At 67.8% G+C, this 22,466-nt stretch carries 19 protein-coding genes and 1 tRNA gene; 6 read left to right on the top strand and 14 right to left on the bottom strand.

Features of this window, described 5'->3' with window-relative positions:
• Nucleotides 1-46 precede the first annotated feature (46 nt).
• Both WG898_RS15210 and gluP read left to right on the top strand, forming a co-directional pair.
• On the top strand, nt 47-2,692 hold the full coding sequence (locus WG898_RS15210) for a TonB-dependent receptor (protein ID WP_339603647.1): 2,646 nt from the start codon (nt 47-49) through the stop codon (nt 2,690-2,692).
• A 71-nt stretch (nt 2,693-2,763) separates the two neighbouring features.
• Entirely contained in the window at nt 2,764-4,125 is a 1,362-nt protein-coding gene (gene gluP, locus WG898_RS15205; RefSeq protein WP_339603646.1) for a glucose/galactose MFS transporter, read from the top strand.
• A gap of 181 nt (nt 4,126-4,306) precedes the next feature.
• Here the strand turns inward: gluP and WG898_RS15200 are convergent, their stop codons facing one another.
• The 6 genes from WG898_RS15200 to WG898_RS15175 form a co-directional block, all read right to left on the bottom strand.
• Nucleotides 4,307-5,890, bottom strand: coding sequence for an ATP-binding protein (locus WG898_RS15200; protein WP_339603645.1), 1,584 nt, complete (start codon nt 5,888-5,890; stop codon nt 4,307-4,309).
• Nucleotides 5,880-6,596 (bottom strand): response regulator, encoded by a 717-nt coding sequence (locus tag WG898_RS15195; protein ID WP_339603644.1) that lies wholly within the window; start codon nt 6,594-6,596, stop codon nt 5,880-5,882. Before WG898_RS15195 ends, WG898_RS15200 begins: the two co-directional genes overlap by 11 nt.
• Nucleotides 6,593-7,882, bottom strand: a complete 1,290-nt coding sequence (locus WG898_RS15190) for an ABC transporter substrate-binding protein (protein WP_339603643.1) — start codon at nt 7,880-7,882, stop codon at nt 6,593-6,595. Before WG898_RS15190 ends, WG898_RS15195 begins: the two co-directional genes overlap by 4 nt.
• 246 nt (nt 7,883-8,128) lie before the next feature.
• On the bottom strand, nt 8,129-9,070 hold the full coding sequence (egtD, locus tag WG898_RS15185) for an L-histidine N(alpha)-methyltransferase (protein WP_339603642.1): 942 nt from the start codon (nt 9,068-9,070) through the stop codon (nt 8,129-8,131).
• On the bottom strand, nt 9,067-10,266 hold the full coding sequence (gene egtB / locus WG898_RS15180) for an ergothioneine biosynthesis protein EgtB (protein WP_339603641.1): 1,200 nt from the start codon (nt 10,264-10,266) through the stop codon (nt 9,067-9,069). Before egtB ends, egtD begins: the two co-directional genes overlap by 4 nt.
• Before the next feature lie 120 nt (nt 10,267-10,386).
• Entirely contained in the window at nt 10,387-10,758 is a 372-nt protein-coding gene (locus tag WG898_RS15175) for a VanZ family protein (RefSeq protein ID WP_339603640.1), read from the bottom strand.
• Nucleotides 10,759-10,830: 72 nt separating this feature from the next.
• On the opposite strand from WG898_RS15175, the gene WG898_RS15170 reads away from it, so the two are divergent.
• Nucleotides 10,831-11,607 carry a transporter gene (locus tag WG898_RS15170; RefSeq protein ID WP_339603639.1) on the top strand — a complete coding sequence of 259 codons (777 nt, stop codon included), beginning with the start codon at nt 10,831-10,833 and terminating at the stop codon, nt 11,605-11,607.
• Nucleotides 11,608-11,662: 55 nt separating this feature from the next.
• Here WG898_RS15170 and WG898_RS15165 read toward each other — a convergent pair.
• From WG898_RS15165 to prfB, 4 genes are all read right to left on the bottom strand, one after another.
• Nucleotides 11,663-11,738 (bottom strand) — tRNA-Thr (locus WG898_RS15165).
• A 25-nt stretch (nt 11,739-11,763) separates the two neighbouring features.
• Nucleotides 11,764-12,777, bottom strand: a complete 1,014-nt coding sequence (locus WG898_RS15160; RefSeq protein WP_339603638.1) for a class 1 fructose-bisphosphatase — start codon at nt 12,775-12,777, stop codon at nt 11,764-11,766.
• Nucleotides 12,774-15,479, bottom strand: a complete 2,706-nt coding sequence (gene pepN, locus WG898_RS15155; RefSeq protein ID WP_339603859.1) for an aminopeptidase N — start codon at nt 15,477-15,479, stop codon at nt 12,774-12,776. Before pepN ends, WG898_RS15160 begins: the two co-directional genes overlap by 4 nt.
• A gap of 176 nt (nt 15,480-15,655) precedes the next feature.
• Nucleotides 15,656-16,760 (bottom strand): peptide chain release factor 2 gene (gene prfB, locus WG898_RS15150; protein ID WP_339603637.1). Its coding sequence is split into 2 segments (ribosomal slippage): nt 15,656-16,678 and nt 16,680-16,760, totalling 1,104 coding nucleotides; the frame shifts between segments, so codons are not numbered across the junction.
• Between the two features lie 106 nt (nt 16,761-16,866).
• Between prfB and WG898_RS15145 the strand changes: the two genes are divergently transcribed.
• Nucleotides 16,867-17,148 (top strand): DUF4212 domain-containing protein, encoded by a 282-nt coding sequence (locus tag WG898_RS15145; protein WP_339603636.1) that lies wholly within the window; start codon nt 16,867-16,869, stop codon nt 17,146-17,148.
• A 795-nt stretch (nt 17,149-17,943) separates the two neighbouring features.
• Here WG898_RS15145 and WG898_RS15140 read toward each other — a convergent pair.
• Complete coding sequence (locus tag WG898_RS15140) at nt 17,944-18,105, bottom strand: PEP-CTERM sorting domain-containing protein (RefSeq protein WP_339603635.1); 162 nt, start codon at nt 18,103-18,105, stop codon at nt 17,944-17,946.
• A gap of 92 nt (nt 18,106-18,197) precedes the next feature.
• The gene (locus tag WG898_RS15135; protein WP_339603634.1) at nt 18,198-19,106 is read right to left on the bottom strand and encodes an alpha/beta fold hydrolase; all 909 of its coding nucleotides are present in this window, start codon (nt 19,104-19,106) and stop codon (nt 18,198-18,200) included.
• Between the two features lie 74 nt (nt 19,107-19,180).
• On the opposite strand from WG898_RS15135, the gene WG898_RS15130 reads away from it, so the two are divergent.
• Complete coding sequence (locus WG898_RS15130; protein ID WP_339603633.1) at nt 19,181-19,663, top strand: GNAT family N-acetyltransferase; 483 nt, start codon at nt 19,181-19,183, stop codon at nt 19,661-19,663.
• Here the strand turns inward: WG898_RS15130 and arsC are convergent.
• The gene (gene arsC, locus WG898_RS15125) at nt 19,660-20,007 is read right to left on the bottom strand and encodes an arsenate reductase (glutaredoxin) (RefSeq protein ID WP_339603632.1); all 348 of its coding nucleotides are present in this window, start codon (nt 20,005-20,007) and stop codon (nt 19,660-19,662) included. The two genes, WG898_RS15130 and arsC, sit on opposite strands and share 4 nt — an antisense overlap.
• A gap of 116 nt (nt 20,008-20,123) precedes the next feature.
• On the opposite strand from arsC, the gene WG898_RS15120 reads away from it, so the two are divergent.
• Entirely contained in the window at nt 20,124-21,851 is a 1,728-nt protein-coding gene (locus tag WG898_RS15120) for an acetate--CoA ligase (RefSeq protein WP_339603631.1), read from the top strand.
• On the opposite strand, the gene WG898_RS15115 is transcribed toward WG898_RS15120, so the two are convergent.
• Nucleotides 21,852-22,466 (bottom strand): hypothetical protein, encoded by a 615-nt coding sequence (locus tag WG898_RS15115; RefSeq protein ID WP_339603630.1) that lies wholly within the window; start codon nt 22,464-22,466, stop codon nt 21,852-21,854. It lies immediately after the preceding gene.

The raw sequence follows: 22,466 nt of genomic DNA, 5'->3' as shown, positions 1-22,466 counted from the left end.
GCCGTTCGTGGACCGTCTCATCCAATGACAAACTAGGAGCATCCCCGTGGCCAAGCCTCAATTCCAGAAGAAACTTCTGCCCCATCTGATCACGCTGCTGCTGAGCTCGGCCGCATGCTCGGCGGGCTGGGCACAGGATGCCGAGCCGGCGGCCGGCAAGAAGGGCGACAGCGCCAAGCTCGACCTGGTGGAAGTGACCGGCGTGCGTGCCACGTTGATGAAGAGCCTCAACGAAAAGCGCGAGTCGCAGAACATCGTGGACAGCATCAATGCCGAAGACGTCGGCAAGTTCCCCGACAAGAACGTGGCCGACTCCTTGCAGCGCGTTCCCGGCATCTCGGTGGACCGCAGCTGGGGCGAGGGGCGCGACATCTTCGTGCGCGGCACCGACAAGAACCTCAACATGACCCAGCTGAACGGCCAGGGCGTGGCCTCGGCCTATTGGTGGAAGAACGACAAGCAGAGCCGCGGCTTCAACTACGACATCCTGCCTTCGGAGATCATCGGCAGCCTGGATGTCTACAAGAGCCCCTCGGCCGACCTGGACGAAGGCAGCATCGGCGGCCTGGTGAATGTGAAGACGCGCAAGCCGCTCAGCTTCAAGGACCAGCTCACGGCCCAAGCCTCGGTGGAGGCCACCTACAGCAAGCTGCCGGGCAAGACCGATCCGCAGCTCAACGGCCTGATCAACTGGAAGAACGAGGACAAGACCTTCGCCGCGCTGCTCTCGCTGAGCAAGCAAAAGCGCACCATGCGCCGCGATGGCCTGGAGAACTTCGCCTGCAACTGCCAGTACGACATCGTCGACCAGAGCAGCGGCGCCGTCACGCCCAAGACCTATGTGGCCTGGGGCGGTGGCTCGGCCATCTTCCGCCAGGACCGCGAGCGCACCACCACCAACCTGGGGCTGCAGTTCCGGCCCAACCAGCAGACCGATCTGTCCTTGAATTACCTCAATTCGGACATGCATATGAACAACAGCAACCAGAACTACCTGTGGATGGGCGGCGGTCTGGACGACATCCCGGGCACGGGCAAGCTGAATGCGCTGAACCCCAAGTTCATCGGCACCTCGGACGGCGGCAAGGAACTGGTGGGCGGCACCCTGGGCCCCGGCGCGGTGGCCTTCGAGCCCATCTTCCGCGAGTCCTACATCCGCTCCAAGGTGCTGGACCTGGACGGCACTTACGCCGGTGATCGCTGGAAGCTGCACGGCCAGGCGGGTTCGACGCAGGCCGAGGGCGGCAGCGCGCATGACCGCAACCTGCCCTTCGGCGGCAACTCGCGCGTGGCCATCAATCTCGGCCCCGACACCTACGAGTGGAAGTACCTGGACATCAACCCGCTGGACCCCAAGGCCCTCAGCCTGACCCTGAGCAACCCGCTGGGCGGCGCGCGCGACTGGGTGCGCACGATGAAGAGCAAGGAAAACTACGCCCAGGCCGACTTCAGCTACAGCGTCGACGGCGCCTTCATCACCGACCTCAAGGTGGGCGTGAAGATGCGCGACAACACGGTGCAGAACAAGCGCGTCATCGGCACCTTCGATACCAGCAAGGCGGCCTGGCAGCCCTTCTCGCTGGCCGACGTGTCCAGCGGCCCCTCGCCCCTGCTCAGCCAGGCGGCGGCCACCGGCGGCTCGCTCACCCAGTACGCCTGGGTCGACGATGCCATGGTGCAGAAGGTCTTCGACATGTACGACAAGGGCATGGTCTACAAGGAAAAGACCTCCGAGTACTACAAGATCAACGAGAAGGTGAATGCGGCCTATGCCAAGGCCGACTACGCCAGCGGCGCGCTGCGTGGCGACTTCGGCCTGCGCCTGGTCAAGACCAAGCAGACCTCCGATGCCTACCAGGGCGTGGCCGGCACGCCGGGCTATGGCATCGGCAGCATTTCGCACAACTACACCGATGTGCTGCCCAGCTTCAATGGCGTGTACGAGCTGAATCGCCAGCTCTATCTGCGCGGCGCCTTGTCGCGGGTGATGGCACGCCAGACCTACAGCGACCTCAGCGCCACCGTGGAGATCAACGGCACGGGCAATTCGGCCACCGCCGGCAACCCGCTGCTCAAGCCGGTGCATGCCAACCAGGGCGAGCTGGGCGTGGAGTGGTACTTCGCCGAGGCCTCGCTGCTGTCCGCGACGGTGTTCGTGAAGAAGCTCGACACCTTCGTCTACACCACCAGCGAGACCGAAACCGTGAACGGCGCCAAGCTGCAGGTATCACGCCCGCACAACGCCGACAACGGCGCCGACATCAAGGGCCTGGAGCTGCAATGGCAGCAGTCCTTCGGCAAGACCGGCTTCGGTACCTTGATGAACTACACCCTGACGGACGCCACCGCCGGCAACACCCCCAATGGCCAGCGCCTGAAGGTGGTGGGCAACTCGCGCAACCAGCTCAATGCCGCGCTGTACTACGAAAAGGCTGGCATCAGCCTGCGCGTCTCGTACAACTACCGCGACAAGTCCTACGGCGGCCTGCAGGACGGCGGCCAGGTGGTCAACAGCGCCTACGGCCAGTGGGACGCCAGCGCCAACTGGGACATCACGCCCAAGCTGGCGCTGTTCGGCTCGGCCGTGAACCTGACGAACTCGGTGGTGAAGCAGAACACCAGCGACGGCGTACCGATCGGCGTGTACGAGAACGGCGCCCGCTACAGCATCGGCCTGCGCGCCAAGTTCTGATGACCCGATGAGGCCAGGGGAGGCTGCCGCGCCCTGGCCTCTGTTCGTCCCTGCCTGCCGGATTCTTCCTCATGACTACCTCTACCAAACTGCCCGTCGGTGCGGCACCGCCCGTGGTGCTGGCCATGCTCTTCATCGGCCTGATGTTCTTCATCCTGGGCTTCGTCACCTGGCTGAATGGCTCGCTGATCCCCTTTCTCAAGATCGTCTGCGAGCTCAACAACTTCCAGGCCCTGTGGGTCACCTTTGCCTTCTACATCGCCTACACGGTGATGGCCCTGCCATCGGCCGCGATCCTCGCGCGCACCGGCTACAAGCGCGGCATGACGCTGAGCCTGGGCGTGATGGCGCTGGGCGCACTGCTCTTCATCCCGGCCGCGCAAAGCGGGCGTTATGGCCTGTTCCTGCTGGCGCTCTTCACCCTGGCCAGCGGCATGACGTTGATGCAGACCGCCATCAACCCCTACATCGTCTGCATCGGCGCGCGCGAGAGCGCGGCCATGCGCATCAGCATCATGGGCCTGTTCAACAAGGGCGCCGGCATCGTGGTGCCGCTGGTGTTCTCGGCCCTGATCCTCTCCGGGGTGGAGCAGTACTCGGACGCGGCGCTGGCGGCGCTGGATGTGGCCGGGCGTGCGGCGCTGCGCAGCGAGCTGGCGGGGCGCCTGATCTATCCCTATGCGGTGATGGCGGGCGGGCTGCTGGTCTTCATGGCCATCATCCATTTCGCCCGGCTCTCGGAGCCCGAGCTGGATGCCGACCCGGCCGTGCAAGGCGCCGGGCAGCCCGTCAAGGCGCTGGGTGTGTTCCAGTTTCCGCAGGTGGTGCTTGGCGCGCTGGCGCTGTTCGCCTATGTGGGCGTGGAGGTGATCGCGGGCGACACCATCGGTCTGTACGGACGCAACCTCGGTGTGCCGCATTACGCGGTGCTCACCAGCTACACCATGGGCTTCATGGTGCTGGGCTATCTGCTGGGCGTGGTGAGCATCCCCAGGCTGATGTCGCAGCGCGCCGCCCTGTTGTTCTCGGCCGGCAGCGGCATGCTGTTTGCCGCCGGCGTGGTGCTGGCTTCGCCCAGCGATAGCGGCATCTCGCAGGCCCTGCTGAGCTGGGCCGGCGTGCCGGCCGTGCCCAACACGGTGCTGTGCCTGGCCATGCTGGGCCTCTCCAATGCCCTGGTGTGGCCCTCGCTCTGGCCGCTGGCGCTGGATGGCCTGGGCCGGTACACCGCGGCCGGCTCGGCCCTGCTGATCATGGGCATTGCCGGCGGCGCGCTGCTGCCCATGGTCTATGGCCGGCTGGCCGATGGCGGCGGCGCCCAGGGCGCCTACTGGTTGATGCTGCCCTGCTATGTGCTGATCCTACTGTATGCGCTGGTGGGTTACCGTCTGCGTGCCTGGCCCTCTGCGACGGCCGGTCTCAAAACGGCCTAGACGTGCAGCAGCGCCTCGCCGTGGCGGCTCAGCTCGGCCCCGAAATCGCCGCCCGGGTCCTACACCTCCAGGATGCCGGCGGGCCGGGCGGAGAAGCGGCCATGTGCGCGGCCGCCAGCGCTGCATCAGCAGCGTGGCCTTCATCCAGCCGGCGCTGCCGCGCCGACCATCACAAGGTGTTTCATGCTGTCGCCGGTGCGCAGGCGGGCAGCGCCAGGCGCACCTCGAAGCCGCCCTGCGGATGGTTGCGAAAGCGCAGCGTGCCGCCATGGTCGGCCACGATGTCGCGCACGATGGACAGGCCCAGGCCCAGGCCTTCCTTGCGTAGCCGGGCACCATGCGCCAGCCGGGTGTAGGGCTGGCCCAGCTTGGCCAGGGCGCTGTCGGGCACGCCCGGGCCATGGTCGCGCACCGTCAGCAAGACCTGACCCTCCTCGGCGCTGCCGGGTTCGCCCTCGTTCATCTGCACCTCGGCCAGGCGCTGGCTGGCCGCCTGGGGGTCGGCGCTGGCGCCGTAGAACATGGCGTTGTCGAGCAGATTGCCCAGCGCTCGCTTGAGCGCCAGCGGCTTGCCCAGCACGGTGAGCGGGCGGTCCTGCAACTCCACCTGCTGGCCGGCCATGCGGGCGTCGCGCACCATTTTCTGCAGCACCAGGTCCACGCGCACCGGCACACGGTTCTCGTGGATGTCGGTGTCCTTGACGATCTGCAGCGCGGTCTTGACCATCATGTCGAGCTCGTCCAGGTCCTCATGGAACTCGTCCTGCACCGCCAGGTCGTCGAGCAGCTCACTGCGCAGGCGCAGCCGCGTGATGGGGGTGCGCAGATCGTGCGAGATCGAGGCGAACAGGCGCTCGCGGTCGTTCAGGTAGCGGCGGATGCGCTCCTGCATCTCGTTGAAGGCCTGGATGGCGCGGCGCACTTCCGAGGTGCCACTGACGCGCAGCGGCTTGGGCGTGGCCCTGCGGCCCACACGCGCGGCGGCGCGGCTCAGGCCCGCCAGCGGGCGCGTGAGGGCGCGCGCGGCGATCAGTGTCAGCAAGAGGGCCAGGCCCAGTGTCAGCAGCTGAGGGGTCAGGCGTTGCCAGGTGAAGAATTCCAGCTGCTCGAGGAAGTAGGGGTCGGGCAGGGCGCTGCTGAGGTAGAGCCACTGGCCCGGCTCGGTCTCCACCTGGATCACCAGAAAAGGCGCGGGCCGCTCCGGCGCCAGCAGGGAGGGGTCGACCCAGCTCTCGGGCAGATCCGCCAGCAGGGCGCCGCCGGGCGCCACCTGCAGGCCGAGGGGCGAGGCCAGGGTGACGCGGGTCTGGGTGCTGGCGGCCAGCTGGGCGCGCAGCTCCTGCGCCACCTTGGCCTCCAGCAGGCGCGCCAGGGCCTGCTCGGGCAGCGGCTTGATTGGCACCTCGGCGTTGTTGAAGAACACCAGGAAGCGCGTGCCGCCCATGGTGCGCAACTGCTCGATCAGCAACGGCCGGTAGGCGCTGGGCAGCTCGCGCAAGGCGCGCAGCGCGCCCAGCGCGCCGCTGGCCACATGGTGGGCGGCGAGCTCGGTCTGACGCTTGGTGCGCTGCTCGATCTGGCTGTACCAGAGCAGGTTGATGAGCAGCTGCACCAGGGCCAGGCCGCCCAGCATGGCCAGCACGAAGCGGCCCTGCAGGCTGTCGAAGAGAAAGCTGCCGAACCTTCCCAACCAGCGGCCCAGCCAGCGGCCCGGCCAGCGGCCACCGCCGGTCCAGCTCTGCGTGCGGCCCGGCTCAGGGCGCATGCCCGGCCGTCACGGTGGTGGAGAACACGTAGCCCGAACCGCGCACCGTCTTGATGAGCGCGGGCTGTTTGCCATCGTCCTGCAGGCGTTGGCGCAGGCGGCTCACCTGCACGTCCAGCGAGCGGTCCAGCGGCCCGAGGTCACGGCCGCGCGTGACCTCGGCCAGGCGGCTGCGGTCCAGCACCTCGCCGGGGTGTTCCACCAGCAGCTTGAGCAGCTGGAAGTCCATGCCCGAGAGCGCGCTCACCGCGCCGTCGGGATCCAGCAGGGTGCGTTCCAGCACGTCCAGCACATAGCCGTTGAAACGGTAGTAGCGCGGCGGCTGGCCGCGCTCCTGGCCGGTGCGCCGGCCGATCGCCTTGATGCGTGCCAGCAGCTCGCGCGGGTTGAAGGGCTTGCCCAGGTAGTCGTCGGCACCCAGCTCCAGGCCGATGATGCGGTCGGTCTCCTCGGCGCTGGCGGTGAGCATGATGACCGGCACCTCGGAGCGCCGGCGCACCGCCTGGCACAGCGCAAAGCCCTCGGTGTCGGGCAGCATGACGTCGAGAATGCACAGGCTGATGTCGTCGCGATGGCGCTCGAACTCGGCCATGAAGCTGGCGCCGTCATGCGCCAGCAGAACCTCGTACTGGTTCTTCTCCAGATAGGTCTTGAGCAGGGTGCGGATCTTCTGGTCGTCGTCGACGATCAGGATGGTGCGGGTCATTGAACAGCTTTCGTGGCGGCGTTGTGATTGGCGATCTTGGGGCTGAGCGCGCGCAGCAGGCCCTGCAGCTTGCGCTGCGCAGCGGCGGGCGTCTGGCTCGGGTCGAGGGCAAAGCGGTGCACGGTTTCGATGATGGCGTTCTTGCCCACCTCGCCGAAGGCCATGCGGTGTACCAGGCTGGGCACGCGCGGCGTGGCCGGGTTGGCGAAGAGCTGGAAGGACTGCTGGGCGCAGGGGTCCAGCTCGTCCACCGGCACATCGCGGCGCACCGGCACCGAGCCCTTGATGCGGTTGTAGCCCAGCTGCAGGGTGGCGCTGCCCAACAGCTCGGCCATCTTCTCCTGCTCGGGCTGGGAATTGCCGGCCAGCATGGCCAGGGTGTCGATGCTGAACAGATGCACCTGGGCCGTGCCCGGCACCGCCTTGCATTCGAAATCCCGGCCGCCCTCCAGGCCCAGGCTGCCGAGCTCGCCGCGCGCCCAGTCGCCCATGATGAGCATGGCCGAGCGCTCGGCGGCAAAGTCGGCCACCAGCTCGGTCCAGGGGCGTTCGCCGGGCGCGGGCTGCGACAGATTGCGCCAGGCGCGCAGGCGCTTGAAAGCGCGCTCCAGTGCCGGGTCGTCGAAGGAGGCGAGGTCGCGCTGCACCAGCATGCGCTTGTAGAGCGCCGGGCCGGCCTCGCTGAGCAGCATGGCCTCGAACACGGTGGCCACCTGCCAGGGCTCGTCGCTGAAGGCCACCGGCGTGACGCCGGCGGCGCGCAGGCGCTGCGCGGCGCGCTCAAGGCCGTCCCAGTCATTGGGCAGCTCGATCTTGTGCGCGCGGAACAGCGCCTTGTTGAGATAGAGGTTGTTGATGCGGTGGATGCCCAGCGGCGCGGCCACCACATGATCGTGCACGGTGAGCTGCGCCATCACCTGCGGGAACATGGTGCGCGCCCAGTTGCGGCGTTGGGCCACGCCGTCGAGTTCCAGCAGCAGGCCCATATCGGCCCATTCGCTCATCGATTGGCCGTTCAGCTGTGCCACCTTGGGCGCCATGCGGCGCAGGGTGCGTTCGTTCAGCACCTTGATGGCGGCGCCGCCGCCACCGCCGGCCACCGCGCCATCCACCCAGCGCAGGCCGATCTCGGCCATGCGTGCGGCCACATGGTCGGCCGCGGCGCGCTCGCTGGCCGAGGTCCACCAGTGCAGCACGTTCAGCTCCGCCGCCGGGCTGGGCGCGGGTGGCGGCGCGGCCAGGGCCGCGGCCATCCATCCGAGCGGCAGCAGGGCAAGTGCAAGCATGGACCGCATCTTGCCCGTGGGCCTCGCTGTGCCGGCTTTGTTTTTGTTGGAGTTTGGTGATGTTGTGTGAGTCACGGGCAGCGTCCCTCGCAGCGCTTATGACAATTCTGCGAGCGGCTGCCCAGCACTGGCGATTGGGAGTTTCGCAGGGCAGGGCGGGCCGGCAGGCGTTTCTCCCATGAGAGCGCCCGCCGCGGCCAAGCTTAAAAAACGTAACACGATGCCGCCGCACCACAACCGCACAGCTCAGCGCGGCGCCTCCAGCCACAGCAGGCTGAACCAGCCGCGCGCGTCGCTCCAGACCGGGCCGGCGCGAAAGCCGGCGCGCGCCGCCTGGACCTGGAAGCCGGCGACGCTGTACTTGTGCGAGTTCTCGGTATGCAGGGTCTCGCCAGCGGCAAACTCGTAATCGACCCCGTCCAGCCTGAACAGCTGCTGGCGCAGGCTCAGCAAATGCATCTCGATGCGCTGCTGCGGCGCGTTGTAGAAGGCGCTGTGCTGGAATCCCGCGGGGTCGAACTCGGCGCCCAGCTCGCGCCGCGCGCGCGCCAGCAGATTGAGGTTGAAGGCCGCGGTGACGCCGGCGCCATCGTTGTAGGCAGCGTGCAGCACGGCGGGGTCCTTGATGAGGTCGATGCCGATCAGCAGGCCGCCGCCGCGCAGCTCCTGCGCCGTCATCTGCAAGAAGGCCAGGGTCTCCGCGGGCGAGAAGTTGCCGATGCTGGAGCCCGGGAAGAAGCCCACACGGCGGCCGCGCGCGGGCCGCGGTGGCAGCTCGTGCGGTTGGGTGAAGTCGGCCACCACCGGATTGATGGCGAGCGTCGGGTAGGCCTGCTGCAGCTCGGCGCAGGCGCCCAGCAGATGCGCGCCCGAGATATCCACCGGCACGAAGGCATGGGGCTCGTCCAGATGCGCGATCAGATGCCGCACCTTGCGCAGCGCACCGGCGCCGTATTCCACCAGCTGCGCGCGCGGGCCCATGCAGGCGGCCATCTCGGCACCATGGGCCTGCAGCAGCGCCAGCTCGATGCGGGTGGGGTAGTACTCGGGCAGCTCGCAGATCTGCTCGAACAGCTGCGAGCCGATCTCGTCGTAGAAGTACTTGGGCGCGATGCTGCGCGGGCGCCGGCTCAGGGCCAGGTGCAGGTCGCTGGCAAAGCGCTGCCTGGCGCTGGCCGCCTGATTCATGATGCGCCGGCTCCGGCATCGCGCGCCAGCCGCAGGCCGCTGAACTGCCAGCGTGCGGCCGGCGGGAAGAAGTTGCGGTAGCTGGGCCGGGCATGGCCCGGCGGGGTGGCCAGGCTGCCGCCACGCAGCACCAACTGGCCCACCATGAACTTGCCGTTGTACTCGCCCACCGCCCCCGCCATCGGGCGGAAGCCCGGATAGGGGTGGTAGGCCGAGTAGGTCCATTGCCAGGCCTGATCGGCCGCCTGCGCGAAGCCGGGCAGGGCGCTGGCGGCCTCCCATTCAAATTCGCTGGGCAGGCGCGCACCTGCCCATGCGGCGAACGCGACGGCCTCGTAAAAGCTCAGCTGCAGCACCGGCGCCTGCGGGTCCAGCGGGCGCAGGCCGGCCAGGCCGAACACCTGGGTCTGCCCGTCCTGCTCACGCCAATAGGCCGGGCCTTGCCAGCCCTGCGCCTGCACCAGCGCCCAGCCGTCCGAGAGCCACAGCGAGGCGCGCCGGTAGCCGCCGTCGGCGATGAAGGCGGCATAGTCGGCGCAAGTCACCAGCCGGTTGGCGATCTCGAAGGGCCGCAGCAACTGGGCATGGCGCGGCAACTCGTTGTCGAACGCAAAGCCTGCACCCGCGTGGCCTATTTCCACCATGCCGCCGCCATGGGCCAGCCAGCGCAGCGGCAGGGCCGCAGCCGGCGGCGGGATCTGCGCCCGGTAGGCGGGCAGCAGGGGATGGCAGGAAAAGGCGTGCAGGATGTCGGTGAGCAGCAACTCCTGGTGCTGCTGCTCGTGCTGCAGGCCCAGCTCGACCAGGGCCAGGTCTTGCTGCCCCAGGGCCTGGCCCAGCAGGTCCAGCATGGCGGCGTCGACATGGCGGCGATAGGCCTGCACCTCGGCCAGGCCGGGCCGGCTCAGCAGGCCGCGCTGCGGGCGCGGATGGCGCGGCCCCAGGGACTCGTAATAGGAATTGAACAGGTAGGCGTAGGCGGGGTCGAAGCAGCGGTAGCCCGGCATGCGCGGCGCCAGCAGCAGGGTTTCGAAGAACCAGCTGGTGTGGGCCTGGTGCCATTTGCTGGGGCTGGCGTCGGGCATGGACTGCAGCGACTGGTCTTCGGCCGACAGCGGCGCGGCCAGGGCCTCGGTATGGGCGCGCACCGCCAGGTAGCGCTGGCGCAAGGTCTGCGCTGCTGTGCTGCTTATCATCACCACGGCCTCCATGCTGCAACGGTAGCCTATCTTGCCGCCCATGGACGCCGATCGGCGCTGAAGTTCTGCTTCACCGGCCAGTCATGTGGGCCAGCTTGGGCCTGCGACAGCACCTGGTCAGCGCTTGATGAGGAGCAGGCGCTCCAGCCCGGCCAGCAGCAGCAGGCCCAAGGCCACGCCCACCATATCGGCCAGCACATCGGCCACCTCGGCGCTGCGGCCGGGTACCTGGGTCTGCACCAGTTCGATGAAGATGCCGTAGGCCAGCAGGCCCAGGACCACCTTGCGTTCGCGCCTCGCGCCGGCCAGGCTCAGCGCGCTCACCACGGCCAGGGTGGCAAATGCCAGCAGGTGGTTGAGCTTGTCCCAACCGGTATCGATGCCTACGGGTGGCTTGGGGCTGAATGCCAGCCAGCTGATCACCAGCAGCAGCAAGGCGAGCAGTGCGCGCCACCGGTACTTATAGCGGGGCGAGAACAGGATATCCATCGGGAACCTGCGATGTTGTTGAGGGCGGAATTCTCGTTGATGACGCCGATACGCCGAGGTTTAATGCGGCCCATGAACCAGGTCGCCCAAGTTCTTCTGCTGCTCGCTTGGCTGACCTGCACATCCGCGCATGCGCAGGAGAGCGAACCCGCCGCCACTCCCTTCCGCCCCACCGTCACCAGCGGCGCGGCGATTTCCCTGCCCGGCTGGTTGGAGTTGGAACTGGGTGGCCAGCGCCTGGGCGGGCATGGCGCCGATCGGCGCAGCAGCCTGCCCTATCTGCTGAAGTACTCGTTCAACGAGCAGTGGGCGCTCTTGCTGGGCGGCGACGCCCGTATCAGCAGCCGGCCCGCGGGCGCGCCCACGCTGAGCGGCATGGGCGATACCGCGCTGACGCTCAAATGGCGCGGCAGCGCCACACCCGGGGGCACGGGCTATGGCGTCGAGGCCAGCGTCAAAATTCCCACCGCCGCGACCGGCCTGGGCAGTGGCGAGCGCGACTACGGCATAAAGGGCATCTACGGTCTGGACATCGCCGAGGGCTGGCATCTGGACGGCAACCTGCTCGCCACCCGAATGGGTGCGGTCGAAACGGGGCAGGGGCGCCTGCAGTCGGCCTGGGCGATGGCCTTGTCGCACAGCGTCGGCGCGGCCTGGACGCTGGCCGCCGACATCTCGGGCACCCATCAGCGCGGTGCTGCGGACACGGCCCAACTGCTGGCCGCGGTGAGCTATGCGCTGAGCCCGCGTGTGGTGCTGGATGGCGGGCTGGCGGGCGGCCTCAACCGCAATACGCCCAAGTGGGCCCTGTTCGCCGGCATGACGGTACTGCTTGGCCAGTTGCACTGATCCGTACCCATAATGAGAAATGGCCCTTCCTTGCGGAAGGGCCATCTTCATTTTTTGGTGCCGGAGAGATGAATCGAACACCCGACCTTCTCATTACGAATGAGCTGCTCTACCGACTGAGCTACACCGGCACTAAGCCTGCTATTCTAGCAGAGTTTATGCGGCGCCATCAAGATGGTATTTGGTGATGCGCTCAACCTCGTTCTTGGAGCCCAACACCACGGCCACGCGCTCGTGCAGCTTGCTCGGCTTGAGGTCCATGATGCGTTCGCGCGCATTGGTGGCCGCGCCACCGGCCTGTTCCACCAGGAAGGCCATCGGGTTGGCCTCGTACATCAGGCGCAGCTTGCCGGCCTTGTTGGGTTCGCGCTTGTCCCAGGGGTACATGAAAACGCCTCCGCGGGTGAGGATGCGGTGCACATCGGCCACCATCGAGGCGATCCAGCGCATATTGAAATTCTTGCCGCGCGGGCCTTCTTCGCCAGCCAGGCATTCGTCGATATAGCGCTTCACCGGCGCGTCCCAGTGGCGCATGTTCGACATATTGATGGCGAACTCCTTGGTGTCCTCGGGGACCTTCACGTTCTCATGCGTGAGCACGAAGCTGCCCTGCTCGCGGTCCAGCGTGAACATCGCCACGCCGTCGCCCACCGTCAGCACCAGGGTGGTCTGCGGGCCGTAGACGCAGTAGCCGGCCGCGGCCTGGGAAGAGCCGGGCTGCAGGAAGTCGTCCTCGCTGACGCCCTTGCTGCCCTCGGGCTTCTTGAGCACCGAGAAGATGGTGCCGATGGAGACGTTCACGTCGATGTTCGACGAGCCATCCAGCGGGTCGAACATCAAGAGGTACTCGCCCTGCGGGAAGCGGTTCGGCACCAGGTAGATGCCCTCCATCTCCTCCGAGGCCATCGCCGCCAGATGGCCGCCCCATTCGTTGGCCTCGATCAGCACCTCGTTGGCGATGATGTCGAGCTTCTTCTGCACCTCGCCCTGCACGTTTTCGCTGCCCGCCGTGCCCAGCACATCGCCCAGCTCGCCCTTGTTGACGCTGATGGCGATGCGCTTGCAGGCGCGCGCCACCACCTCGACCAGGAGCCGCAGCTCCTGCGGGATATGGCCATGCTGGCGCTGCTGCTCGATCAGGTACTGGGTCAGGCTGATGCGGCGCGTCATGCTTGCTCTCCCTGGGCCTCGGAGGCGAGGGCGCGCTCGACGATCTCGCGCACATCGTTGGACAGATCGGCCTTGGCGGCGACGCGGGCGATGGCCTCGCGGGCGGCGCTGCGGTAGGGCTCGGCCAGCACGGTCCAGCGGTCCATCACGCGCGCCAGGCGGCTGGCGATCTGCGGATTGATGGCGTCCAGCGCCAGCACCTGTTCGGCCCAGAACACATAGCCGGCCGCGTCCTTGCGGTGGAAGGCGGCGGGGTTGAACATGCACAGCGAGAAGATCAGGCTGCGCGCGCGGTTCGGGTTCTTGAGCGTGAAGTCCGGATGCTGCATCAGCTGCTTGACGCGCGCAAAGCTCTTGCCGTCCAGCTCGGGCGTGCGGCCCTGCAGCGCGAACCACTTGTCGATCACCAGCTCCTCGCCCTTGAAGAGGGCGTGGAAGCGTGCCAGTGCCGGCTCGGCCAGTTCGGCATGGGCGGCCACCAGGGCGGAGAGGGCGCCCATGCGGTCGGTCATATTGCCGGCATCCTTGAAGCGCTGGTAGGCGCGGCCCGGCCATACGCCGTCGCCGCTCTGTGTGGCGTTCAGCACCAGCATGGACAGCGCCAGATTGGCCAGCGCGCGCCGGCCCGACTGCACCGGATCGGGCGCATAACCGCCCTTGACCTGGTGGGCCTCATAGGCCTCGGCCCAGTCGGCGGCCAGCGCCTGTGCCAGCTGCAGGCGCGCGGCTTCCACCGCTGCGTGGATCTCCTGCGGGTCGACGATCTCGAGCTGTTCGGCGATATAGGCCTCGCCCGGCAGGGTCAGGGCCAGCTCCTTGAAGGCGGCGTCCAGCTCGGCATGGCGCAGCACGGCGCGCATCGCGTCGATATAGGCCGCGTCCAGCACCAGTTTTTCGCCGCTGCGCACCGCCGCCAGGATGCGGTTGAGCGCCAGGCGCTGGCTGGCTTCCCAGCGGTTGAAGGCATCGCTGTCGTGCTTGAGCAGGGTCAGCAGCTCGGCATCGCTGAGGGCATCGTCCAGCACCACCGGGGCCGAGAAGCCGCGCAGCAGCGAAGGCACCGGCGCAGCGTCGATGTTGATGAAGACGAAGCTCTGCTCGGCCTGGTCCAGCACCAGCACGCGCTCGGTGCCGCCGGCCGCGGTCTCGCCCTGCAGTTGCAGCGGCAAGACCTGACCCTCGTGGCTCAGCAGGCCCAGCGCCACCGGGATCACCTGCGGCAGTTTGTGCGGCTGGCCCGGAGTGGCGGGGGTGGATTGCTTGAGCGTGAGCGTGTAGCTGCGCGCCTCGGCGTCGTAGGCGCCGCGCGCGCACAGATGCGGCGTGCCGGCCTGCGAGTACCAGCGCTTGAAGGCGTCCAGGCGCGTCGTCAAGGCCGAGCCGGGGTTGGCGTCGGCGATGGCGGCCGCAAAGTCGTCGCAGGTCACGGCCTGGCCATCGTGGCGCTCGAAGTAGAGCCTCATGCCGGCTTCGAAGCCGGCGCGGCCCACCAGGGTCTGGTACATGCGCACCACTTCCGAGCCCTTGTCGTAGACGGTGGCGGTGTAGAAGTTGTTGATCTCCACATACGAGTCCGGGCGCACCGGATGCGCCATCGCGCCCGAGTCCTCGGGGAACTGCATGGCGCGCAGCTGGCGCACGTCCTGGATGCGGCAGACCGCGCGCGCGCTTGGCGTGGCGGCCATGTCCATGCTGAATTCCTGGTCGCGGAACACCGTCAGGCCTTCCTTGAGCGAGAGCTGGAACCAGTCGCGGCAGGTCACGCGGTTGCCGGTCCAGTTGTGGAAGTATTCGTGCGCGACGATGCTTTCGATGCGGTGGAAATCGGCATCGGTGGCGGTGGCGGGCGAGGCCAGCAGGGCGCTGGTGTTGAAGATGTTCAGGCCCTTGTTCTCCATCGCACCCATATTGAAGTCGGACACGCCGACCACCATGAAGCGCTCCAGATCCAGCGGCAGCGCAAAGCGCGCCTCGTCCCAGACGATGGAGGCGATCAGCGAGTTCATCGCATGCTCGGTCTTCTCCAGATCGCCGCGGCGCACGAACACCTGCAGCAGATGATCCTTGCCGGCGCGGGTGCGGATGCGCTGCTCGCGCGCCACCAGATCGCCCGCCACCAGGGCGAACAGATAGGAAGGCTTGGGGAAGGGGTCGTGCCACTTGGCGAAGTGGCGGCCCTTGTTGCCAGGTTCATCCAGCTCGCCCGCTTCCAGCAGATTGCCGTTGGACAGCAGCACCGGGAACCTGGCCTTGTCGGCGCGCAGCAGCACCGTGTAGACGGCCATCACGTCCGGGCGGTCCAGGAAGTAGGTGATGCGGCGGAAGCCCTCGGCCTCGCACTGCGTGAAGAAGCTGCCGCCCGAGGTGTAGAGGCCGGAGAGGGCGGTGTTCTTCTCGGGGGCGCAGCTGTTGCGGATCTCCAGCGTGAAGTCGGCGTCCGGCGCGCCTTCGATGATCAGCTCATGGCCCTCCTGGCGGAACGACACGCTCTCGCCATTGATGAGCACGCGCAGCAGCTGCAGCTCCTCGCCGTGCAGGCGCAGCGGACCATGCGGCACCGCGGTATTGCGCTCGATCTGCATCTTGCTGGTCACCAGGGTCTTGGCCGGCTCCAGATCGAAGGTCAGGTCAACGGTGCGAATCCAGAAGGCCGGGGCCAGATAGTCTTCGCGGCGGATCAGGGTGGCAGAGCCTTCACGCATCATGGCGGTCATCCTTTGGTGTGTCGTTCAACGCCCCGGGGCATCCCGAGACTGTATTCAATAGGCAACGTGCAGCACTCGTCTTCCCCAGCGGGCCCCGCTGATCCGGCTTCGCCGGGCAGCCGGGGCCGCCCCCTTGAGGGGGCCGGCGCAGCCGGTAGGGGGTGGGCCAATCTCTACACGCCTTGCTTCAGGCTCTCGGAGATGAACTGGTCGAGATCGCCGTCCAGCACCTTCTGGGTGGCCGAGGTCTCGTAGTTGGTGCGCAGGTCCTTGATACGGCTCTGGTCCAGCACATAGCTGCGGATCTGGTGGCCCCAGCCCACATCGGTCTTGGTGTCCTCGAGCTTTTGCTGCTCTTCCTGGCGCTTGCGCATCTCGTGGTCGTACAGGCGCGAGCGCAGGCGCTTCCAGGCCACGTCGCGGTTGCTGTGCTGGCTGCGGCCATCCTGGCATTGCACCACGATGCCGGTCGGGATGTGGGTCAGGCGCACCGCCGAGTCGGTCTTGTTGATGTGCTGGCCGCCAGCGCCCGAGGCACGGAAGGTGTCGGTGCGCACATCGGCCGGGTTGATGTCGATCTCGATCGAGTCATCGATTTCCGGGTAGACGAACAGCGAGGCAAAGCTGGTGTGGCGGCCGCCCGAGGAGTCGAACGGGCTCTTGCGCACCAGGCGATGCACGCCGGTCTCGGTGCGCAGCAGGCCGAAGGCGTATTCGCCTTCCACCTTGATGGTGGCACTCTTGATGCCGGCCACGTCGCCGGGCGTCTCGTCTTCCAGCGTGGCCTTGAAGCCCTTGCGTTCGCAATACTTCAGGTACTGGCGCAGCAGCATGCCGGCCCAGTCGCAGGCCTCGGTGCCGCCGGCGCCGGCCTGGATGTCGATGAAGCAGTTGCTCGGGTCGGCCGGGTTGTTGAACATGCGGCGGAACTCGAACTGCTCGACGATCTCGCGCAGCTTGGCCGCGTCGGCCTCGATCGCCTCCAGGCCGGCGAAGTCCTCATCGGCCTTGGACATCTCGTACAACTCGCTGTTGTCCGCGAGGTTGCTGGTGAGGTGGTTGATGGTCTCGACCACGTTTTCCAGCGTGCGCTTTTCCTTGCCCAGTTCCTGGGCCCGCTTGGGCTCGTTCCAGACGTTGGGGTTCTCCAGCGCGGCGTTAACCTCGTTCAGTCGCAGTGCTTTGCGGTCGTAGTCAAAGATACCCCCTTAGCGCGTCGGTACGCGCTGTCAGATCGGCGAGGGTGGACCCGATGGCATTGATGCGTTCGATATCCATGGTGTTTCCAGTTCTTTCGGCTCGGTGCGAGCAACCGCGCATTTTTACATGAGCCGGCATGGGGCACACTGGGAGCCCTGCTCATTCAGCCACGGAATCGGTGTCCATGAACCTTGAATCCGACCCCAGCCGGCCCAGTCTTGCCGAGGCGCAGCGGCAGAGTTACTGGCTCAGGACGCGACGCCTGACGCTGTGGCTGCTGCTGATCTGGGCCGGGGTGAGCTTTGGCCTGATCTACTTTGCGCGCTCTCTGAGCTTCACCTTCTTCGGCTGGCCCTTCAGCTTCTGGGTGGCCTCGCAGGGCGCGCTGCTGGTCTATCTGGCCATCGTCGTCTACTACGCCTGGGCGATGCGGCGGCTCGACGCGGCGCAGCGCGAACTGGACTGAGGCGGGCGAAAAAAAGGTTCATCGCCGATGCGCGGGGAAACACCAGAGGCCTTGCCAATAAAGTGCGGTCGCGCCGCGGCCCAGGCCGGCAGGCACTCGGCCCCAGCGGCGGAGGCCTTCACTGCGTTCAGGCTTCCCTCATCGCTGCCTTGCCGCAAGCATGCGGCAAGGCCTTCGCCAGGCATTCGGAAGCCCGCAGGGGCTTCCGAAGTCCGGGCTCAGCTCACCAAACCGGGACTCGCGCAGAACTCGCCCTCGCACCCCTGCGGGCCGTTGTCCGCCTGCGGCGGCCAACTGTGCTCGGTGCTCAAACAAGCTGCGCTCGACGCATCGCCTGGAGCGATGCGCAACCCGGTTTGGCTGCGCGGCTCGGCACCGCCAAAGGGGCCTCGCACCTGCCAGCCTGTGCCGCTCGAAGCACGCCCGTGGCACGAGGGCGCGCGCGAGCAGCGGTGTTGGCAAAGCCCTGGGCGGGTGGTTGCGAAGGCCCTTTGCGCTGCCGAGGCGCACAGGGCCTTGCGGCCGCGCGCGTACTCGCGCGCCTCAAGCACTGGATTGGCGCAGCTTGTTTGAACGCAGCGAGCCGCAGGTGAGCGAAGAGAGTTGTGCGCCTGGCCGCAAGGGCCGAGCACCGCAGGGAAGCCCGAGCACAGCGAGGGCCTGCGCAGCCGGGCCGCAGCGGCCACCTGCCCAGGGCTTTGCAGTCCGCCCCCCCCGGATCGAGGCTTCCCCGCACATTGGCGATGAACCAAAAAAAAGCTGTCGGATGACAGCCTTGTGGCGGGTGCGCCCGGTTTACTTCTTGCGCCTGATCGTCACGCCGATGGCCAGGGCAAGGCCCAGACCAGCCAACAGCAGGGACTCAGGTTCCGGCACATGATTGGGCGGCGCGGTGTTCTGGGCCATGGCGCTTGCAGTGGCGGCCATTGAGACAAGGGCGAGGAACAAGCGTTTCATCTCAGTCTCCGTTGAAAGGCAGGGCCTTCAGATTAGGGGCTCGACATTTGCTGCGTCAACAAGCGTCCCTCGGCGTTTCTAGGGGGCACCACTTATTCGAGGGGGAGGAAATCCTCTAGGGCCTCGGCCAGTTCCTCCGGTTGGTCGTGGTGCAGCATATGGCCGGCGTCCTTGAGCGTGACGCTCCGCACGCCAGGCACCACTGCCAGGCGGGCCTCGAAATCTGCACGCGGATAGCGATCGCCCCACCATTTGGTCATGTCGCTGCTGTCCCCCTCGACCCACAGCGTGGGCGCCTGGATGCGCGCCCAGGTGGCAAGGATCTCGGCCTTGCGGTAGAGCACCGGATTGCTGCGCTTGTGTGCGGCATCGCCCAGGATGTGCCAAGCGCCGTCGACCTCGCGCGACCAATGCGGCGCCAGCCAGGCGGCCTTGGCGGGCGAGAGGCGCGGGTTGGTCTTCATCAGGCGCTCGGCCACCGCCTGCAGGCTGGCGTAGCTCTTGAGCTGGGGCTGCTGCTTGAGCTCGTCCAGCCATTGCGCCAGGCGGCCCGGCGCCTGCGCGGGGACGGTCTCGGGCAGGCCGAAGCCTTCCAGATTGACGAGGCGGTGGATGCGCGCCGGCCGCACGCCGGCATAGCTCATCACCACATTGCCGCCCATGCTGTGGCCCAGCAGGTCCACCGGCGCCGCGGGGCTGACGGCGTCCAGCAGGGCGTCCAGATCGCCCAGGTAGTCGGGGAACCAGTAGCTGTCGGCGCCGCTGGCGTCCGTCAGGCCGAAGCCGCGCCAGTCCATCGCCAGCACATGGCGATCCTGCCTTAGGGCGTCCACCACGAACTGGAAGGAGGCCCCCACGTCCATCCAGCCATGCAGCATCACCAGGCTGGGCCGGCCGGGCTGCGGCTGGCCCCAGCTGAGCACATGGTGGCGCAAGCCCCGCAAGGTGAGGAACTGGCTTTGATGGGGCCGGCGGGCGAGGTAGGGCGTGGCTTCATGCATGGCGGCAATGTAGCGCGCACAAGCCCGGCGCGCTGTCGGCCGCGGGACAAGACCCGGCAGGCGAAAATTGCGGCATGAACACCTCTGACTATCAACTGCGCCCGGCCGAGCCCCGCGACATCGCCGCCATCGTGGGCCTGATCGCCGAACTCGCCGAGTTCGAACAACTCAGCCACCTGCTGGAACTGCGCCCGCACGACTTGCAGCGCCATATGTTTGGCGAACGCCCGGTGGTGGAGGGCCTGGTCGGCGAACTGGGCGGCGAGCTGGTGGGCTATGCGCTGTTCTTCACCAACTTCTCCACCTTCCTAGGCAAGCCGGGCCTGTACCTGGAGGATTTGTATGTGCGTCCCGCGCACCGCGGTAGCGGCCTGGGCAAGCGCATGCTGAGCCGGTTGGCGCAAGTGGCCGTCGAGCGCGACTATGGCCGCTTCGAGTGGAGCGTGCTGGACTGGAACGAGAACGCGATCCGCTTCTACGAGAAGATGGGCGCCAGCCTGTTGCCCGACTGGCGCATTTGCCGGCTCAGCGGTGCGGCGCTGCAGGCCTATCGTTAAAGAACCGTGAGCGCCAGCTCGGGCGGCCGGGCGATCACGGCGCGCTGGCCGTTCACCACGATGGGGCGCTGCAAGAGCTTGGGATGCCGGGCAATCGCCTCCAGCAGCGCCTGGTCGCTGAGGCTGGCAGCGGCCAGGCCCAGCTGCGCATATTCATCTTCGCCGCTGCGCAGCAGCTCGCGCGCGGGCACGCCCAGCCAGGCTTGCAAGCGCTGCAGCATGGCCAGGTCCGGCGGCGTTTGCAGGTACTCGATCACCTCGGGCCGCAGGCCGCGCTCGGTGAGCAGGGCCAGGGTCTCGCGGGACTTGGAGCAGCGCGGGTTGTGGTAAATCTGCAGCGACATCGATGTTTTTGGGGATGGACTCGCGCGCAGTTTAGCTACGGGGAATCCATGACTTCGGTCACGGCCAGCCTCGCTAGCATGTGCCCTCCGTTGCCGCGAATGAGGAAGGTGGGGCCATGACCAAGCGTTCCGAGCTGCCAGCTGATGCCCGATCCGATGGGTACGCGGCCCTGTATCAGTCCTTCCGCTGGCAGGTGCCTGAGGAGTTCAGCATTGCCGAGGTCTGCTGCGCACGCTGGGCGCGCGAGACGCCCAATGCCCCGGCCATCCTGTTCGAGAGCGACAGCGGCTGCCGCGCGCAGTACAGCTACGGCCAGCTGCAGCGCGCCGCCAACCGCCTCGCCAACGCCTTGCAGCGCCTGGGCGTGCAGGCCGGCGACCGCGTGGCCATCGTGCTGCCACAGCGCTTCGAGACCGCGGTGGCGCAGATTGCGGTGAACCAGCTGGGCGCGGTGGCCATGCCGCTGTCCATGCTGTTCGGCCCAGACGCGCTGGAGTTCCGCCTGCAGGACAGCGCGGCGGTGCTGGCCATCGTCGAGAGCGGCGCGCTCGCGGCGCTGCGCCAGGTGCGCGCGCGCTGCCCGGCGCTGCGCCAGCTGCTGGTGGTGGGCGAGGGCGCCGCGGCCGATGAGCTGGAATGGATGGCCGCGCTGCAGGCCGAGGATGCCCGCTTCGCGGCCGTGCGCCGCAAGGCCGACGATGCCGCGGTGCTGATCTATACCAGCGGCACCACCGGCCCGGCCAAGGGCGCGCTGATTCCGCAGCGCGCGCTGATCGGCAATCTGAGCGGCTTCGTGGCGAGCCAGAACTGGTTCGGCTTCGACCCGGCCGCGCCGGAGCGCGGCACGCATGCGGTGTTCTGGAGCCCGGCCGACTGGGCGTGGACGGGCGGCCTGATGGACGCGCTGCTGCCCACGCTCTACTTCGGCCGCCCCATCGTGGCCTACCAGGGCCGCTTCACGCCCGAGCGCGCCTTCGAGCTGATGCAGCAGCATGGCGTGACGCACAGCTTTCTCTTCCCTACCGCGCTGAAGGCGATGATGAAGGCCGTGCCCGCGCCGCGTCAGCGTTATGCCCTGAGGCTGCAGGCCATCATGAGCGCCGGCGAGGCGGTGGGCGATGCGGTGTTCGGCTGGTGCGAGCAGCAGCTGGGCATCACCGTCAACGAGATGTTCGGCCAGACCGAGATCAACTACGTGGTTGGCAATTGCAGCCTGCTGTGGCCGGCGCGAGCCGGCAGCATGGGGCGCGCCTACCCGGGGCACCGCGTCGCGGTGATCGACGAGGAGGGCAAGATCTGCCCCCCCGGCGAGCCCGGCGACGTGGCGGTGCACCGCTGCGATCTGCATGGAGACCCCGATCCGGTGTTCTTCCTGGGCTACTGGAAGCAGCCCGAGGCCAGCGCGGCCAAGTTCACCGGCGATCCGGGCAACAGCTGGTGCCGCACCGGCGACACCGCCATCATGGATGAGCAAGGCTATCTCTGGTACCAGGGCCGCAGTGACGATGTCTTTAAGGCCGCCGGCTACCGCATCGGCCCCAGCGAGATCGAGAACTGCCTGGTCAAGCACGCGGCGGTCGCGAACGCCGCGGTGGTGCCCAAGCCCGATGCCGAGCGCGGCGCGCTGGTGAAGGCCTATGTGGTGCTGGCGCCCGGCCACCAGGGCAGCCCCGCGCTGGTGGCGGCGTTGCAGGCCCATGTGCGCGGGCGCCTCGCGCCCTACGAATACCCCAAGGACATCGAGTTCATCGAGGCGCTGCCCATGACCACCACCGGCAAGGTGCAGCGCCGCGTGCTGCGCCTGCAGGAGGAGCAGCGCTCGCGCGCGCTGCAGCTCGCCTGATCACCAGCCCTTGCAGGGTTTGGTCAGCGCGGGCGACTGCCGCATGCTTTCGTTGAAGGCGTCGAGCTGGGCGTTGCGTGGCTGCTCGATGTCGTAGCAGCCGCCGCGGTAGCGGACGCGGCGCTTGGTCGTGCCGATGATCTCGTCGGGCCGGTCGGCCTCGCTGTCCATCGCCTGGGCCAGCTTGTCTTCCAGGCTGGGCCGGCGCGTGTTGCTGCGCGCGTCGCCGAGGGCCGGGTTGCGCCAGGCTTGCGACGCGGCCGGACCGGCCGGCAGGCTCAGCAGCAGCGGCGCCACGCTGCTGCGCGGCGTGGGGGCCGGCTCCCCGGGCTCGGCGGCGCGCGGCGCTGCGGCGGGCACCGGCTCCGGGACCGCCCTGACTGGGGGAGCCGCCGCGGCGGGCTCGGCCCGAGGCATGGAACGGGTTTGCGCTGGCTTGGCGGGCGGCGACTTCGGCGGCGGCTGTTGCAGCAGCCAGACCGTCAGCCGTTGGTGCAGCGGCTTCGCGGCCTTGGGCCCCTGTGCCTGGCCGAGCATCAGCAGGGCCGCGGCGTGCAGCAGCAAGAGCAGCGGCCACAGCCAGGCCGGGCGCTGGACGGGCGCGAGCGCCGGCAT

Source organism: Paucibacter soli (assembly GCF_037482845.1).
Lineage (GTDB): Bacteria > Pseudomonadota > Gammaproteobacteria > Burkholderiales > Burkholderiaceae_C > Paucibacter_B > Paucibacter_B soli.
This window is presented reverse-complemented; position numbering and strand designations above follow the sequence as displayed.